Origin of the sequence: Actinoplanes derwentensis (assembly GCF_900104725.1) — a bacterium.
Taxonomy (GTDB): domain Bacteria; phylum Actinomycetota; class Actinomycetes; order Mycobacteriales; family Micromonosporaceae; genus Actinoplanes; species Actinoplanes derwentensis.
This window is the reverse complement of record NZ_LT629758.1, coordinates 8169213-8183312: the sequence shown is the minus strand read 5'-3', so window position 1 is coordinate 8183312 and position 14100 is coordinate 8169213. Positions and strand designations below refer to the sequence as shown.

Sequence of the window (14100 nt, the reverse complement as noted above, 5' to 3'; positions counted from 1 at the left end):
GTGGTGAGTTATCGCACCCCGACTCGGCACAGTACGAACGGGCAACCCGCAGCGTGGTGAGTTCGGGTTCGGGGTGTTTGCGGGCATGCAAAAAGGCGGGCCGCTTTCGCGGCCCGCCTTTTTTACGACTGGACTCAGAAGTCCATGTCACCGCCGCCCGGGGCGCCGGCCGGAGCCGGGTTCTTCTCGGGCTTGTCGGCCACGACGGCCTCGGTGGTGAGGAACAGCGCGGCGATCGACGCGGCGTTCTGCAGCGCCGAACGGGTGACCTTGGCCGGGTCGATGATGCCCGCGGCCAGCAGGTCGACGTACTCACCGGTCGCGGCGTTCAGGCCGTGACCCGCGGGGAGGTTACGCACCTTCTCCACGACGACACCACCCTCGAGGCCGGCGTTCACGGCGATCTGACGCAGCGGGGCGTCGAGCGCGACCTTGACGATGTTCGCGCCAGTGGCCTCGTCGCCGACCAGGTCCAGCTTGTCGAACGCGGTCTTGCCGGCCTGAACCAGCGCGACGCCACCACCGGGGACGATGCCCTCCTCGACGGCCGCCTTCGCGTTGCGAACGGCGTCCTCGATGCGGTGCTTGCGCTCCTTGAGCTCGACCTCGGTGGCCGCGCCGACCTTGATGACCGCAACGCCGCCGGCCAGCTTGGCCAGACGCTCCTGCAGCTTCTCACGGTCGTAGTCGGAGTCCGAGCGCTCGATCTCGGCGCGGATCTGGTTGACCCGGCCCTGGATCTGGTCGCTGTTGCCCGCACCGTCGACGACGGTGGTCTCGTCCTTGGTGATGACGATCTTGCGGGCCGAGCCCAGCAGGGAGATGTCGGCGGCGTCGAGCTTGAGGCCGACCTCTTCGCTGATGACGGCGCCACCGGTCAGGATGGCGATGTCCTCCAGCATGGCCTTGCGGCGGTCACCGAAGCCGGGGGCCTTGACGGCGACCGACTTGAAGGTGCCACGGACCTTGTTGACGACCAGGGTGGCCAGGGCCTCGCCCTCGACGTCCTCGGCGATGATGACCAGCGGCTTGCCGGACTGCATGACCTTCTCGAGGACCGGGAGCAGGTCCTTGACCGCGGAGATCTTGCTGTTCGCGATGAGGATGTACGGGTCGTCGAAGACGGCCTCCATCCGCTCCGCGTCGGTCATGAAGTAAGCCGAGATGTAGCCCTTGTCGAAGCGCATGCCCTCGGTGAGCTCGAGCTCGAGACCGAAGGTGTTGCTCTCCTCGACGGTGATGACACCTTCCTTGCCGACCTTGTCCATGGCCTCGGCGATGATCTCGCCGACCGTGGAGTCACCGGCGGAGATGGAGGCGGTGGAGGCGATCTGCTCCTTGGTCTCCACATCCTTGGCGAGCTGCGAGAGCGCCTCGGAGACGCTCGCGACGGCAGCCTCGATGCCCCGCTTCAGGCCGAGCGGGTTGGCACCGGCGGCCACGTTGCGCAGGCCCTCGCGAACCAGAGCCTGGGCCAGGACGGTCGCGGTCGTCGTGCCGTCACCGGCGACGTCGTCCGTCTTCTTGGCGACCTCCTTGACCAGCTCGGCGCCGATCTTCTCGAAGGTGCCCTCGAGCTCGATCTCCTTGGCGATGGATACACCATCGTTGGTGATCGTGGGAGCGCCCCACTTCTTCTCAAGGACGACATTGCGGCCCTTGGGACCGAGGGTCACCTTGACGGCGTCGGCGAGCTGGTTCATGCCGCTCTCGAGGCCGCGACGGGCTTCCTCGTCAAATGCGATGATCTTGGCCATACGGCGTTGTCCTCCCGGACATCCGCGGCGCCGGGCCTCGTCGGCCCCGCTCTCCGCATGTTGAGGAAAGTCTGCGGACGTCACCACCTGGCGATGTGACGTCCTCAGGCCGAGCCGGATAGCCCGCGACGACCGGCTCCGTGCCCCAGTGCCGATGGCAGCACCGCGACCGGAACCCCACCGTCCCGACCTGCTGGCACTCACAAGCTGCGAGTGCCAATCACTTGTTTAGCACTCTCCGATGGCGAGTGCAAGAAACCCCATCTTCCCGCGAAACCCCATCAGGGGCCGCCGTTTCGGCTAAGGATCTTGACGGGCCTGGTCAGCGGCCTGTACGGCCGGCTCGACGGTGGCCGGCCGCGCAGTGACGAGCACCGCAATCGACCAGCCGACGATGATGACCGTGTACGCCAGGTTCCACCCGAGGGGTACCGGATCCGGGCCGGGCTCCGACAACCATCCCCGCACGACGGAGAACACCGCGACGGCGACGGAGGCGAGCGCCAGCACCCACGGATCGTCGTACCCGCCGGCCCACGGGCGGGCGCGGAGGAGCCGGAGACCTTCATCGTTCATCATCGAATCATGACCCGATCAGGCCACTCGCTCTGCGGCAACCCGGTTGCCGAGTGCGTGTCCCGGCGGTAGGGATTAGCCATGGAGAACTGGACCGTGCACCGGGTGCGACCCCAGGACGCCGGGCGGATGCGCGCTCTGCGGCTGGAGATGCTGGCGGACAGTCCCCTGGCCTTCCTGGAGACGCTGGCGCAGGCGGCGGCCCGGCCGCACGAGAGCTACCGCCAGCGGATCCGGGAGTCGTCGCAGGGGTTCGGGACGGCCCAGTTCGTCGCGGACCCGGGCGGGCCGCTGATCGGGCACGCCGGCGGGACCACGCTGCCCGAGGAGCCGGGCTGCACGATCATCTACGCGGTCTACCTGACACCGGCTCACCGGGGCGGCAAGGTACTGGGGCAGCTGATCGAGGCGGTCGCCGACTGGTCCGCTGCGGCGGGGCGCGACGAGCTGATGCTCGAAGTGGTCTGTGGCAACGATCGGGCGGTCCGGGCGTACCAGAAACTGGGTTTCATCGACACCGGTGTCCGCCTGCCGCATCCGACCGTGCCGGTCATGAGTGAGCTGCAGATGCGCCGGCGGGTCTGAGATGGCCGGGCGGGGCTGGCACCGGGCGCGGACCACCCTGACCGCGGTGAACGGGACCACCCTGGCCGGGCTGCTGGTCGCGGGTCTCACCGGCACCCGGATCCGGCGTGGGCGGCACGGGGTGCTGATCGCCGAGAACTACCGGTTCCGTTTTCCGGCCGGGACCTGTTTCACGGTCGGCTCGGTGATCATCACGAAGCGGACCGCGGAGTGGCTGCTCGACGAGCGGGACGAGCGGCGGGTCCGGCTGTTCACTCACGAATGCCGGCACGCGAGCCAGTACGCGTTCCTCGGCCCGCTGTTCTGGCCCGCTTACTGGCTGGCGTGTGGCTGGTCGATCGCGCTGACCAGGTCTTACGGAGTGCGCAACTGGTTCGAGAAGAACGCGGGGCTGGCCGACGGGGCCTACCCGGAAGAGCTGCCGTTGCGGCCCTCGCTGCAGCGGGTCATCAGCCGCCGAAGGAAGCCGATGACACCGCCGAGCGGGGAAGTTGGTCGGGAGGAAGGACGCACAGCGCCTCCGGGCACGTAGCCCAATGGGTCAGCGCTGGGTCGTTGGGTCCCTCGGAGATTGTCGCCAATGTCCAGGTGAGGGGCCTCGTACGGCGTCGCATCCTCCCGCAGAGAGCATCCTGCCGATCCGGAGATCGGAGTGCAAGTCCTCGGAGGAGGGAATCTTCGACAACCGGCTTCTCGCCGGTTACTTTCTGCTATCCGAGCAGGCCAGCCTCGCGAGCGCCTTTCAGGGACGGCTTGATCGTGTGAGTCGGTCCAACCTGGCCGGCCACCGCGTCGAGGGTCTTCAGGCCCTCACCGGTGTTGTAGACGACGGTCTCCTTGGTGGGGTCGAGCTTGCCGCTCGCCACCAGTTTCTTCAGCACCGCGACGGTGGTGCCGCCCGCGGTCTCGGCGAATACACCGGTCGTCTCCGCCAGCAGCCGGATGCCGTCGCGGATCTCGTCGTCGTTCGCGTAGTCCATCCAGCCGCCGGTGCGGCGGACGGCCTCGATCGCGTACGGCCCGGCGGCCGGGTCGCCGATGTTCAGCGACTTGGCGATGCCGGTCGGCTTGACCGGGGTGATCACGTCGGTGTCGGCGTGCAGCGCGACCGCGATCGGGTTGCAGCCCTCGGACTGGGCGCCGAAGACGGTCCAGCCACCCTCGGGGGCCTCGACCAGTCCGATCTCGACCAGTTCGGAGAACGCCTTGTCCACCTTGGTGAGCAGCTCGCCGGAGGCCATCGGGATGACCACCTGGGCCGGGATCCGCCAGCCGAGCTGCTCGGCCACCTCGTAGCCGAGCGTCTTGGAGCCCTCGGCGTAGAACGGCCGCACGTTCACGTTGACGAACGCGGTGTCCTCGAACTCGTCGGTCTCCACCAGCTCGCTGCACAGGCGGTTCACGTCGTCGTAGGAGCCCTCGATGGCGACCAGTTCACCGCCGTACACCGCGGTCGTGATGATCTTTCCTTGCTCCAGGTCGGCGGGGATGAAGACGATGCTCGGCACCCCGGCACGGGCCGCGTGGGCGGCGACCGAGTTGGCCAGGTTGCCGGTGGAGGCGCAGGAGAACCGGTTGAAGCCCAGCTCCTTGGCCGCGGTCAGGGCCACCGAGACGACCCGGTCCTTGAACGAGTGGGTCGGGTTCTGCGAGTCGTCCTTGATGAACAGCGGCGCCTGGATGCCGAGCGCCGCGGCCAGGGCCGGAGCCGGCACCAGCGGAGTCATGCCGGGGTTCAGCGTCACCCGGGTGGCTGGGTCCTGGCCGGCCGGCAGCAGAGCCGCATAGCGCCAGATGTTCTGCGGGCCCGCCTCGATCTGGGCCCGGGTCACCCGCGCGAGCGCCGCCTCGTCGTAGGCGACCTCGAGCGGGCCGAAACACTCGTAACAGGCGTGCTGTGCGGCGAGCGGGTACTCAGCGCTGCAGGCGCGACAGATCAGGCCGCGAGCGGGCGACGTGAAGGTGCTGGAGGGTGCGTCAACGACAGACGTCATCAGAGTTTCCTCTCATCTTTCCCCGCGGCGACCTGCCGGAACGGGGACGGAATTAGCACCTGCCACGTCGCTTCTCGTCATCGAGAACTGCTGCGCGGTGGTTGCCGGGGCTTCATCGGGCCGTATCCCTCTGCCCCTCTGGATGAGGTATTCAGTTGTTTCCCACACCTTACGACGAGATTCCGCCAACGCCATACGGTCTTCCCGAGGTGTGAGCGACCTCCTTTCGATCCTGCCGTTTCCTACCCCTCGGGCTCCCCCGAAAACCTCTAAACCCTTTGATTTCGTACGTCTAGAGCACGGTCGAGCAGAAGGCCTTGGTCGCGATCGGCTGATATCCCAGGCGCGTGTTGACGGCCAGCATCGGCGCGTTCTCCCCGGCGTTGCTGGCATAGGCGACCGTCACCCCGCCGGCCGCCGCCCGGCGCAGAGCCGCCACCTTGACCATGAGCGCGAGCCCTCGCCCCCGATGGTCTCCAACGGTGGCCGTCATGTCCGACCACACCCGCTCGCCGTCTCGCATGAGCAACGTGAACGCCACCACCTGGGCCCCGGCCAGCGCCACCGTGCTGGAGTCCCGGTCCAGTCCCGGCTCATCCCAGATCTCGTGACGCCAGGTGTCGTACGACGACGGCCCGGACGGCACCTCCTCGGGCACGTCACCGGTCGCCTCCAGTTCGGCCCGGTACAGCGCCGCCTCCGCCACGTCCCGCACCGAGCACAGCTCGATCCCGTCCTGGCGCGGCGGAACACACGGCGGATTCCGCAGCTCACGAGCCGAGAAGCGCATCACCCGCGACGACGCCTGGAATCCCCGGCGCTCAGCGAACCCGATCGCGTCCGGCGTGATCAGGGACCCGGCCCGGCGCACTCCGATCGTGCGCAGATGGGCGGCGGCCTCGGCGAGCAGAGCCGTGCCGATGCCGCGACCGCGATACGCCGGGTTCACGTGGCACTGCGAGATCCGCCCGAACTCCCGGTCCTCGGAACGGGGATCCCGCAGCGCGGCGACCCAGCCGACCACCTCACCGGCCGTCTCGGCGACAAGGCCGGCCCGGTCCTCACCGGGCGACGGCACGGCGATCTGACGGCGGGTGGACTCCTCGCTCCGCACCAGGTACGGGTAGACGAGCGCGCGGAGTGCGACCACCGCCTCAGCGTCGTCGGGGCGGGCGGGGCGGATCCGGAAGGTTGTCACGACGGTCATGTCACCGGCTGGCGGCGGTGCCGTCAATCGATATCCCTATGCATGACCCGGCGGCAGGGGGCGGTCTGGAGGACCGCCCGCATCTGCCGCCGCTGATCACTGGGCTTTTCCTATTCGTACAAAATCAAGAAGTGACGTCCTTGCGGGTGAACCGGTAGAAGGCCGCCCCCCAGAAGATGGTCGCGTAGATGATCGCGGAGATCGCGCCCTTTGCCATGTCCTCGGTCTGCACCGGTGTGGAGAGCAGGCCCATCCACGCGTCGGTGTAGTGGGTGGGGAGGGCGTTGCGGATGTCACCCAGTGCATCGATCTGGTCGAGGATGGTCGACATGATCCAGAGCAGGACGGCACCGCCGACCGCGCCCAGCGCCGCGTCGGTCAGGACCGACAGCAGGAAGGCCAGACCGGCCACCACCAGCATCGTGGTGGCCAGGTACGCGGTGATGCCGAGCAGTCGCAGCACACCCTCGGCCGGGGAGATCTCGGCGGCGATGGTGCTGCCGAGTGGGGACCAGCCGTAACGCAGCGTGCCGATCAGCAGGCCGGTGCCGGTAAGCAGGAGCAGAGCCAGCAGCGAGTAACCGCCGGCCACGATCAGCTTGGCGCCGAGCAACCGGGCGCGGGGCACCGGGATCGCCAGCAGGTAGCGCAGGCTGCCCCAGCTCGCCTCGCTGGCCACCGTGTCGCCGAAGAACAGCGCCACCACCACGACCAGCAGGAAACTCGCCGAGACGGCCAGGCCGAAGAGGGCGAAGTTCAATCCGCCGGAGGTGGCCAGGTCGGCCATGCTGCTGAACGCGCCGCCACCACCGCCGTCCCCGTCGTCGTCGCGCCGGCCGCCGCCGAACTCGAAGGCGAGCAGCACGATCACCGGCAGCAGCACCATGAAACCGAGGCTGAGCTGGGTACGGCGGCGGGACGCCTGGCGGCGCACCTCCGCCCAGATCGGCAACGTGCGCGAGGCCTTGTAGCCCGCGGCCGCTTCGACGGTGGTCATCGGTCCCCACTTCCTCGGGAGTTGTCGCCGACCAGGGACAGGAACGCGTCTTCCAGGCGCCGGCGCGGCACCAGGCGGTCGACGCCGACACCGGCTCCGACCAGGGACGCGACCACCTCGGAGCGGGCGGTGCCGTTCATCTCGACGATCAGGCTGGTGCCTTCGGTCTTGACCGAGAGCACGCCCAGCTCCTCCAGGACCCGGGTCGCGGCCGGCACGTCGGAGACGTCGAGCTGCACCGACGGCGAGTCGCCGACGATGTCGTCGACCGGGCCGGACGCCACGATCCGGCCCTTGTTGACCACCACCGCGTGGGTGCAGGTCTGTTCCACCTCGGCGAGCAGGTGGCTGGAGACCAGCACCGCGCGGCCGTCGGTGGCGTACCGCTGCAGGACCCGGCGCATCTCGGCGATCTGCGGCGGGTCGAGACCGTCCGTCGGCTCGTCGAGGACCAGCAGTTCGGGCAGGCCGAGCATGGCCTGAGCGATGGCCAGACGCTGGCGCATGCCGTGGCTGTACTTGCGGGTCTTGCGGTGCACCGAGTCGCCCAGGCCGGCGATCTCCAGGGCCTCGTCGAACCGGGCGTCCGCCCACGGGCGGCCGGTGGCCTGCCAGTACGCCTTCAGGTTCTCGTAACCGCTCAGGTGCGGCAGGAAACCGGGGCCTTCGACCAGCGCGCCGACCCGGGACAGGATCGGGGCGCCGGAGACCAGCCGGTGCCCGAAGACGAAGATCTCGCCGGCGGTCGGCTGGGTCAGGCCCATCAGCACCCGCAGGGTGGTGGTCTTGCCGGCACCGTTCGGGCCGAGCAGGCCGACGACCTGGCCGCGCTGGACCGTGAAACTGATCTCCTGGACCGCCACGAAACCGTCGCCGTACGCCTTGCGCAGCCCGTTCACCACGAGCGGGGTGTCGGCGTGTTCGGCGACGATCGTCACGTCCCGGCGGCGGTGCAGCGCCCGGCGGATCAGCAGCAGCACCAGCAGACCGAGAACGATCACGCCGAGGACACCGGCCAGGGCGTACCACCAGATGCTGCCGGGATCGGCGATCGGGGTGCCGACCAGAGTGGGCAGCGTGAGCGTGGACTCCACCGCCACGGTGTAGACGGCCGGCGTGGCCGGGCTGAGGAAGGCCTGGTCGGAGGTGGCGACGGTGATCCGGATCGTGTGACCCGCCTCGATCTGCCGGACGATCGCCGGCAGCGTGACGGTGACCGGCTGGGCCTGGCCGACGTCGGCTGGCAGGCCGGTGAGCCGGATCGGCGCCACCAGACCGGCACTGAGCGTGGACGTGCCGTTCGGGTCTACGTCGTAGAGCTTGACGAAGAGGGTCGCCTCGCCGGTCGGTGACGCGGCCCGCAGTTTCACCGTCGGCGCACCGGCCACGTCGATCGAGCCGGTCAGCGGGGCGGACTCCCAGTTGGCGTGCTGTCCGGGGATGTCCATCGCGACACCGCCGCTGAGCAGCGAGGTCAGCCGGCCGCCGATACCGGGCAACGAGGAGATGGCGCCGGGGTTGCCGTTCGGCGGGTTGGCGATCGGCTGCGCCGCCCCGGTGAGCGCGACGTCGGCGGTGCCGGTTCCGGCGATTCCCGGGTACGCGTCCGCGGAGTAACCGTTGGTGACCAGATCCCGGTCCATCGCGCTGAACCCGGCCACCCGCGACCAGGTGAAGGCGTCACTCGGCGTGTCGCCGTCGCCCTTGAGGTAGTGCTCCAGCCACTGGAGCGTGAGGTATTTCACCCGGTCCGAGTCGGTGCCGGGGCCCTCGCCGCCGTCGTGGCCGCCGGTGAACCAGGCGACCTTGACCGGGGTGCCGGTCGCGGCGATGCCCTTGGCGTTGGCGTCCGCCTCGGAGAGCGGGAAGAGGCTGTCGACCGCGCCCTGGATCAGCAGCGTCGGCGCCTTGATCTTGTCGAGCACGGTGGCCGGGCTGGACTCGCGCAGCAGCGCGGTAGTGGTCTCGTCCGGGATACCGGTGGTGGCCATCTGCAGGTAGGCCTTGCAGACGTCCTCGGCGAACCGGCCACAGGCGGGATCGCCCTGCTCCTGGCCACGGCCGCCGCCCAGCGTCAGGGTCGCGGCACCGTTGCCGAAGAAGTAACCGGCCCAGCTCTTCTTGAAGACGCCGCCCGGGACCAGGGACTCGCTCAGGTCGTTCCAGGTGATCTGCGGGACGATCGCGTCGACCCGCTGGTCCTGGCCGGCGAGCAGCAGGGCCAGGGCACCGCCGTAGGAGCCGCCGACCACGGCGACCTTCGGGTCGTTCGCGGCGTCGGTGACCACCTCGGGACGGGTCGCCAGCCAGTCGAGCAGCAGCTGTGCGTCCTTGACCTCGTGATCCGGGCTGTCCAGGTGGATCTGCCCGGTGCTGCGGCCGAAACCGCGGGCAGTGTAGGTCAGGACCGCGTAACCCTGCTCGGCCAGCGACTCGGCGTCCGAACGGACCGAGTCCTTGGTGCCGCCGAAACCGTGCGCCAGCAGGACCGCGGGCACCTTTGAGTCCCGGTCGGCGGGCAGGTAGAAGCGGGCGTCCAACTCCACCGCGTCACCGGCGAGCCGCAGATCCTCACTGGTCCACGGCTCGGATGACGGGCGGACGGCCCAGACCGCCGCGGCGGCCAGAACCGCGAGGGCGGCCGCCGCGGGAACGACCCGGCGCCGATTGAGCCAGGGTGACGCACGGCGTGAACCGGCGAACAGGGCAGACATGGCGCACACGCTAGCCGGAAGCGGCTGAGCGGTGCCTGTGAATGCTCTCAGCAGGCCTGGCCGCTGGTGAAGTTCTGCTCGACCGTGGTGGCCACACCACCGGTGATGGCCGTCACCTTTCCGGCGGTGATCTCCACCAGCAGAGCGTTCGTGCCGTCGACGATCTCCCAGCCGGTGACGCCGGCGGCGCCGGTCACCGCCTTGCCGGACGGGTAGGCAGCCTGCACCTTCGCCTGGTCCGCGCCGATCGTCACGCCCGCCGCGGTGCTCGCGTTGACGGAGGTGGTCCGGACCTCGGCCAGGGTTCCGCCGACGAACCGGATCTTCGGCGAGCCGTAGAAGACACTGCCGGCGATGCAGCCGTTCGCCGCCACCGTGCCGGTGACGATCTCGTCGGCGACCATCTCGGCCTGCGATTCGCCGATCTGGTACGGGCCGAGGCCGGTCGCGCTCGGCTGGTTCCGGCCGCCCTCGTCACCGGGCTCGGGGCGGGGCGGGAGCGAGGCCGGGTCACCCGCCGGCACGTCCAGGGACACGTCCGGCGCGACCACGACCTCGGACGGCGCGATCCCTGGTGCGCTCGCGCCCGCGACCGGTGTGGCCGGTGGGTCGTCGGTGCACCCGGCGAGCAGTGCCAGTGCGATCGACGGGACGACAAGCTGATGGAGCCTCATGAACGGATTACCCCCGGGCGGTTAGCGTTGACGAGCCAAGCCCCAGACGAACACATCGGAGGCATGCACGGTGGCTGATGATCTCACGCTGACCGTCACCCTGCGACCCGCTGCGCTGGACGCGCGACGCGGGATCGTACGGCTGCATCCGGAGGTGATGGCGGCGCTCGCCCTGCGCCCGGGTGATCCGGTGCGGCTGGCCGGGAACCGGGTCACCGCCGGCATCGTGGCGCGGGCCGAGGCAACCGCCGGGCGGGGTCTGCTCTACGCCGACGACCTCACCCTGGGCAACCTCGGGATGCGGGACGGCGGCCAGGTCACGGTCACGCCGATCCCGGTGGTGGCGGCCCAGCGGGTGACGCTCACCGGTTCGGCCGAGGTGGTCGCGGTGGTCTCCCCGGAGATGCTGCGGCTGGCTCTGCTCGGCAAGGTGGTCAGCACCGGTGACGACGTGTCACTGCTTCCGCAGGACGTGTTACCGGCCGCCGGGAACCGCCAGCTGGTCGAGGCGGCCCGCAAGAGCCTGGCCAATCGAGTGGGGTACGCCTGGACCAGCACCCTGCTGTCGGTGACCGAGGTGTCTCATCCGGCCGCACTGGTGACCATGGACACCGTGGTGGCCTGGCAGGACGGCCCGGTCGCGAGCACTCCGGCGACCACACCGGCCGCCGCGGCCGGGGCGCCCGCTTCGACCGATCCCGAAGTGCCGCCGCCCAGCCTCGACGACCTGCCCGGTCTCCGGTCCCAGGCCAAGGAGCTGGAGGAACTGCTCGACCTCGGTTTCCACCACCGGGAGGTGCTGGCCCGGCTGGGCACCCGGGTGACTCTCGGGGTGCTGATCTCCGGCCCGTCCGGGTCCGGGAAGTCCGCGCTGGTCCGCGCGGTGGGCGCGGCGGTCGGTGCGAAGGTCCGGCCGGTCTGGGCGCCCGAGCTGGCGGCCCTCACCAACAGTGCGGCGGCCGCGCGGTTGCGCGAGCTGGCCGCCGAGGTCCGGGGCGAGCAGCCGGCCGTGCTGCTCATCTCGGACGTGGAGGCGCTGGCCCCGCGTGAGGAACCGGGGCCGATCTCCACGGTGTTCCGGCAGGTGCTGGCCGCGACTCTCGCCGAGGGGACAGCAGTCGTCTGCACCACCAGCAAACCGGAGTCGGTCGACCCGGTGCTGCGCGCCCCCGAACTGCTGGCCGTGCAGTTGACCGTGGCGCTGCCGGACGCCGCGATGCGCCGGGAGCAGCTCAGCGTCCTGACCAGGGGGATGCCGCTGGCCGAGGACGTGCGGCTGGACGACGTCGCCGGGCGTACTCCCGGGTTCGTCGCCGCCGACCTGGGCGCTCTGGCCCGCGAAGCGGGGGTCCGGGCGGCACTCCGCGTCGTCGCGGTCGGCGAGGACGCCTCACCGATCGTCACGATGGCCGATTTCGAGGCCGCCCTGGAAGTGGTCCGGCCGACCTCGATGGCCGAGTCCACCCTGGAGGTCGCGGCCGTCACCCTGGACGACGTCGGCGACATGGTCGAGGTCAAGCAGATGCTCACCGAGTCGGTGCTGTGGCCGTTGACCTATCCGGACACGTTCGCCCGTCTCGGAGTGTCGCCGCCGCGCGGGGTGCTGCTCTACGGCCCGCCCGGTTGCGGCAAGACCTACCTGGTCAAGGCCATCGCCGGTACGGGTAAGGCCAACGTGCTGTCGGTGAAGGGCGCCGAACTGCTCAGCAAGTGGGTCGGTGACAGCGAGCGGGCGGTGCGGGAACTGTTCCGGCGGGCCCGGGAGGCGGCCCCGACCCTGGTCTTCCTCGACGAGATCGACGCGCTGGCCCCGGCCCGGGGCCAGGGCTCCGACGGCGGGGTCACCGACCGGGTGGTGGCGGCGCTGCTGACCGAACTGGACGGCGTCGAGGACCTGCGCAACGTGGTGGTGATCGGGGCCACCAACCGGCCCGACCTGATCGATCCGGCGATGTTACGGCCCGGCCGGCTGGAACGCCTGGTCTTCGTGCCGCCGCCGGACGCCGAGGCACGGACCGCGATCCTGCGGGCGTCGTCCAAGGCGGTGCCGCTGGATCCGGCTGTCGACCTGGTCGCGCTCGGGGCGGACCTGGAGGGCTTCTCGGCGGCGGACTGTGCGGCGCTGATCCGGGAGTCGGCGCTGTCCGCGATGCGCGACTCGCTGGAGGCCACCACGGTCACCGCCGCCAACGTGGCGACCGCCCGGAAACGGGTCCGGGCGTCTCTCGACCCGGAGCAGGTGGCCTGGCTGGCGAATTACGCCGAGACCCACCAACCCTAACGGCGTCTGGTACGGGCCCGGGTGGATCGGAGGCGGCGCAGTCGGCCGACCAGAACCGGGTCCTTCGCCAGCGCGGCCGGGTTGTCGAGCAGGCCGTTGAGCAGTTGGTAGTAACGCGTCGAGGACAGGCCGAAGGTGTCCCGGATGGCCTGTTCCTTGGCGCCGGCGTGTTTCCACCAACGGCCCTCGAAAACGAGGATCTCCAGCTCACGCTCGGTCAGGCTCGGCTCCGACGGCTCAGCCGGCTCCGCCTCTCGCGGGGCGGGGATCAGCTGCTGCTCTTCTCCGGTCGGGTCGGCGGCGGGCTGCATGAAACTCCCTCGCACGGCATCAGTGATCACGGATTCCCTCAGCATAGGAGGCTACACCAGGTCACCGCATCGCTACAGAATGTCCTGATTATGCCGTGATGACGTCCACACCGGCCTCCCGGAAGGCGGCGATCGTCGCGGCCGGGGCACCCGAGTCGGTGACCAGGGTCTCCACCTTGGCGATCGGGCAGATCCGGGCGAAGGCGTGACCGCCCAGCTTGGACGAGTCGGCGATCACCACGACCCGCTTGGCCCGGGCCACCATCAGGCTGTTCATCGACGCCTCGCCCTCGTGGTGCGAGGCCGCGCCCAGCTCCACGTCCAGGGCGTCGACGCCGAGCAGCACGATGTCGAGGGTGACCTCCTTGAGGAGCGCCCCACCCAGCGGGCCGACCACCTCGAACGACTGCGGGCGGACCACCCCACCGGCTACCACGATCTTCATCCGGGAGCGGAGCAGCAGCTCGTTGGCGATGTTCAGGGCGTTGGTGACGACCGTGAGCTGGGAACCCTCGCCACCGGCGTTGAGGTCGGGGCGGACCGCGAGGGCCCGGGCGACCTCGGTGATGGTGGTGCCGCCGTTCAGCCCGACAACCGTGCCGGGGGTGACGAGACGTGCGGCGGCCTCACCGATGCGCTGCTTCTCGGCCGAGTGCTTGGCGCTCTTGTACCGCAGCGGCAGGTCGTAGGACACGCCGTTGGCGACCGCACCGCCCCGGGTCCGAGTGATCATCTGTTGCTGCGCGAGCTGATCGAAGTCGCGGCGGATGGTGGCTTGCGACACCTCGAGACGTTCCGAAGCCTCTTCGACCGTCACCCGGCCGCTCTCGGTGAGTAGCTCGAGCAGGGCATTCCACCGCGCGTACCGGTCCACCCAAGCCTCCGCGATGCACGTTTCATGATAAGTGTGTGCACATTAGTGCGCGAAAGACCCGGAAGCAAAGCCTCCTGCTGCGCGTAGGCCCTTTGGTCCTTGCCCCGGCATGGGCCTCGTGAGCACAATA

At 69.8% G+C, this 14100-nt stretch carries 11 protein-coding genes, 1 pseudogene and 1 riboswitch; of the genes and pseudogenes, 3 read left to right on the top strand and 9 right to left on the bottom strand.

Features of this window, described 5'->3' with window-relative positions:
- Window positions 1-134 precede the first annotated feature (134 nt).
- Together groL and BLU81_RS36335 are read right to left on the bottom strand one after the other, a co-directional pair.
- The gene (groL, locus tag BLU81_RS36340; RefSeq protein ID WP_092551845.1) at window positions 135-1757 is read right to left on the bottom strand and encodes a chaperonin GroEL; all 1623 of its coding nucleotides are present in this window, start codon (window positions 1755-1757) and stop codon (window positions 135-137) included.
- Between the two features lie 300 nt (window positions 1758-2057).
- Window positions 2058-2336 carry a hypothetical protein gene (locus BLU81_RS36335; RefSeq protein WP_157751957.1) on the bottom strand — a complete coding sequence of 93 codons (279 nt, stop codon included), beginning with the start codon at window positions 2334-2336 and terminating at the stop codon, window positions 2058-2060.
- A 78-nt stretch (window positions 2337-2414) separates the two neighbouring features.
- Here BLU81_RS36335 and BLU81_RS36330 point away from each other — a divergent pair, with 78 nt between their 5' ends.
- Complete coding sequence (locus BLU81_RS36330; RefSeq protein WP_092551839.1) at window positions 2415-2918, top strand: GNAT family N-acetyltransferase; 504 nt, start codon at window positions 2415-2417, stop codon at window positions 2916-2918.
- Between the two features lie 46 nt (window positions 2919-2964).
- Window positions 2965-3450, top strand: coding sequence for a hypothetical protein (locus BLU81_RS36325; RefSeq protein ID WP_197686020.1), 486 nt, complete (start codon window positions 2965-2967; stop codon window positions 3448-3450).
- A 178-nt stretch (window positions 3451-3628) separates the two neighbouring features.
- On the opposite strand, the gene thrC is transcribed toward BLU81_RS36325, so the two are convergent.
- The 5 genes from thrC to BLU81_RS36300 all read right to left on the bottom strand — a co-directional run bounded on the left by thrC (window position 3629) and on the right by BLU81_RS36300 (window position 10504).
- Complete coding sequence (thrC, locus tag BLU81_RS36320; RefSeq protein WP_092551836.1) at window positions 3629-4912, bottom strand: threonine synthase; 1284 nt, start codon at window positions 4910-4912, stop codon at window positions 3629-3631.
- Between the two features lie 9 nt (window positions 4913-4921).
- Window positions 4922-5061, bottom strand: a riboswitch (SAM riboswitch).
- 143 nt (window positions 5062-5204) lie between these two features.
- Window positions 5205-6119: a GNAT family N-acetyltransferase gene (locus BLU81_RS36315; RefSeq protein WP_092551833.1), complete on the bottom strand. Its 915-nt coding sequence runs from the start codon at window positions 6117-6119 to the stop codon at window positions 5205-5207.
- Between the two features lie 124 nt (window positions 6120-6243).
- On the bottom strand, window positions 6244-7116 hold the full coding sequence (locus tag BLU81_RS36310; RefSeq protein WP_092551830.1) for an ABC transporter permease: 873 nt from the start codon (window positions 7114-7116) through the stop codon (window positions 6244-6246).
- On the bottom strand, window positions 7113-9830 hold the full coding sequence (locus tag BLU81_RS36305) for an alpha/beta fold hydrolase (RefSeq protein WP_092551827.1): 2718 nt from the start codon (window positions 9828-9830) through the stop codon (window positions 7113-7115). Before BLU81_RS36305 ends, BLU81_RS36310 begins: the two co-directional genes overlap by 4 nt.
- 47 nt (window positions 9831-9877) lie before the next feature.
- The gene (locus tag BLU81_RS36300; protein ID WP_092551824.1) at window positions 9878-10504 is read right to left on the bottom strand and encodes a hypothetical protein; all 627 of its coding nucleotides are present in this window, start codon (window positions 10502-10504) and stop codon (window positions 9878-9880) included.
- A gap of 70 nt (window positions 10505-10574) precedes the next feature.
- Between BLU81_RS36300 and BLU81_RS36295 the strand changes: the two genes are divergently transcribed.
- A complete protein-coding gene (locus BLU81_RS36295) occupies window positions 10575-12785 on the top strand; it encodes an AAA family ATPase (protein WP_092551821.1) in 2211 nt (736 codons plus the stop codon).
- Here the strand turns inward: BLU81_RS36295 and BLU81_RS36290 are convergent.
- Window positions 12782-13009: pseudogene (locus tag BLU81_RS36290) on the bottom strand (DUF3263 domain-containing protein); the annotation flags it as partial. The gene BLU81_RS36295 and the pseudogene BLU81_RS36290 overlap by 4 nt on opposite strands.
- A 175-nt stretch (window positions 13010-13184) precedes the next feature.
- Entirely contained in the window at window positions 13185-13970 is a 786-nt protein-coding gene (locus tag BLU81_RS36285; RefSeq protein WP_092551815.1) for a DeoR/GlpR family DNA-binding transcription regulator, read from the bottom strand.
- Between the last annotated feature and the right edge of the window lie 130 nt (window positions 13971-14100).

Bases quoted from the DNA above. Each gene is read 5' to 3' on its own strand.
- BLU81_RS36335 (WP_157751957.1), bottom strand. From the start codon at position 2,336: ATGATGAACGATGAAGGTCTCCGGCTCCTCCGCGCCCGCCCGTGGGCC.
- groL (WP_092551845.1), bottom strand. From the start codon at position 1,757: ATGGCCAAGATCATCGCATTTGACGAGGAAGCCCGTCGCGGCCTCGAG.
- BLU81_RS36315 (WP_092551833.1), bottom strand. From the start codon at position 6,119: ATGACCGTCGTGACAACCTTCCGGATCCGCCCCGCCCGCCCCGACGAC.
- BLU81_RS36310 (WP_092551830.1), bottom strand. From the start codon at position 7,116: ATGACCACCGTCGAAGCGGCCGCGGGCTACAAGGCCTCGCGCACGTTG.
- BLU81_RS36300 (WP_092551824.1), bottom strand. From the start codon at position 10,504: ATGAGGCTCCATCAGCTTGTCGTCCCGTCGATCGCACTGGCACTGCTC.
- BLU81_RS36330 (WP_092551839.1), top strand. From the start codon at position 2,415: ATGGAGAACTGGACCGTGCACCGGGTGCGACCCCAGGACGCCGGGCGG.
- thrC (WP_092551836.1), bottom strand. From the start codon at position 4,912: ATGACGTCTGTCGTTGACGCACCCTCCAGCACCTTCACGTCGCCCGCT.
- BLU81_RS36305 (WP_092551827.1), bottom strand. From the start codon at position 9,830: ATGTCTGCCCTGTTCGCCGGTTCACGCCGTGCGTCACCCTGGCTCAAT.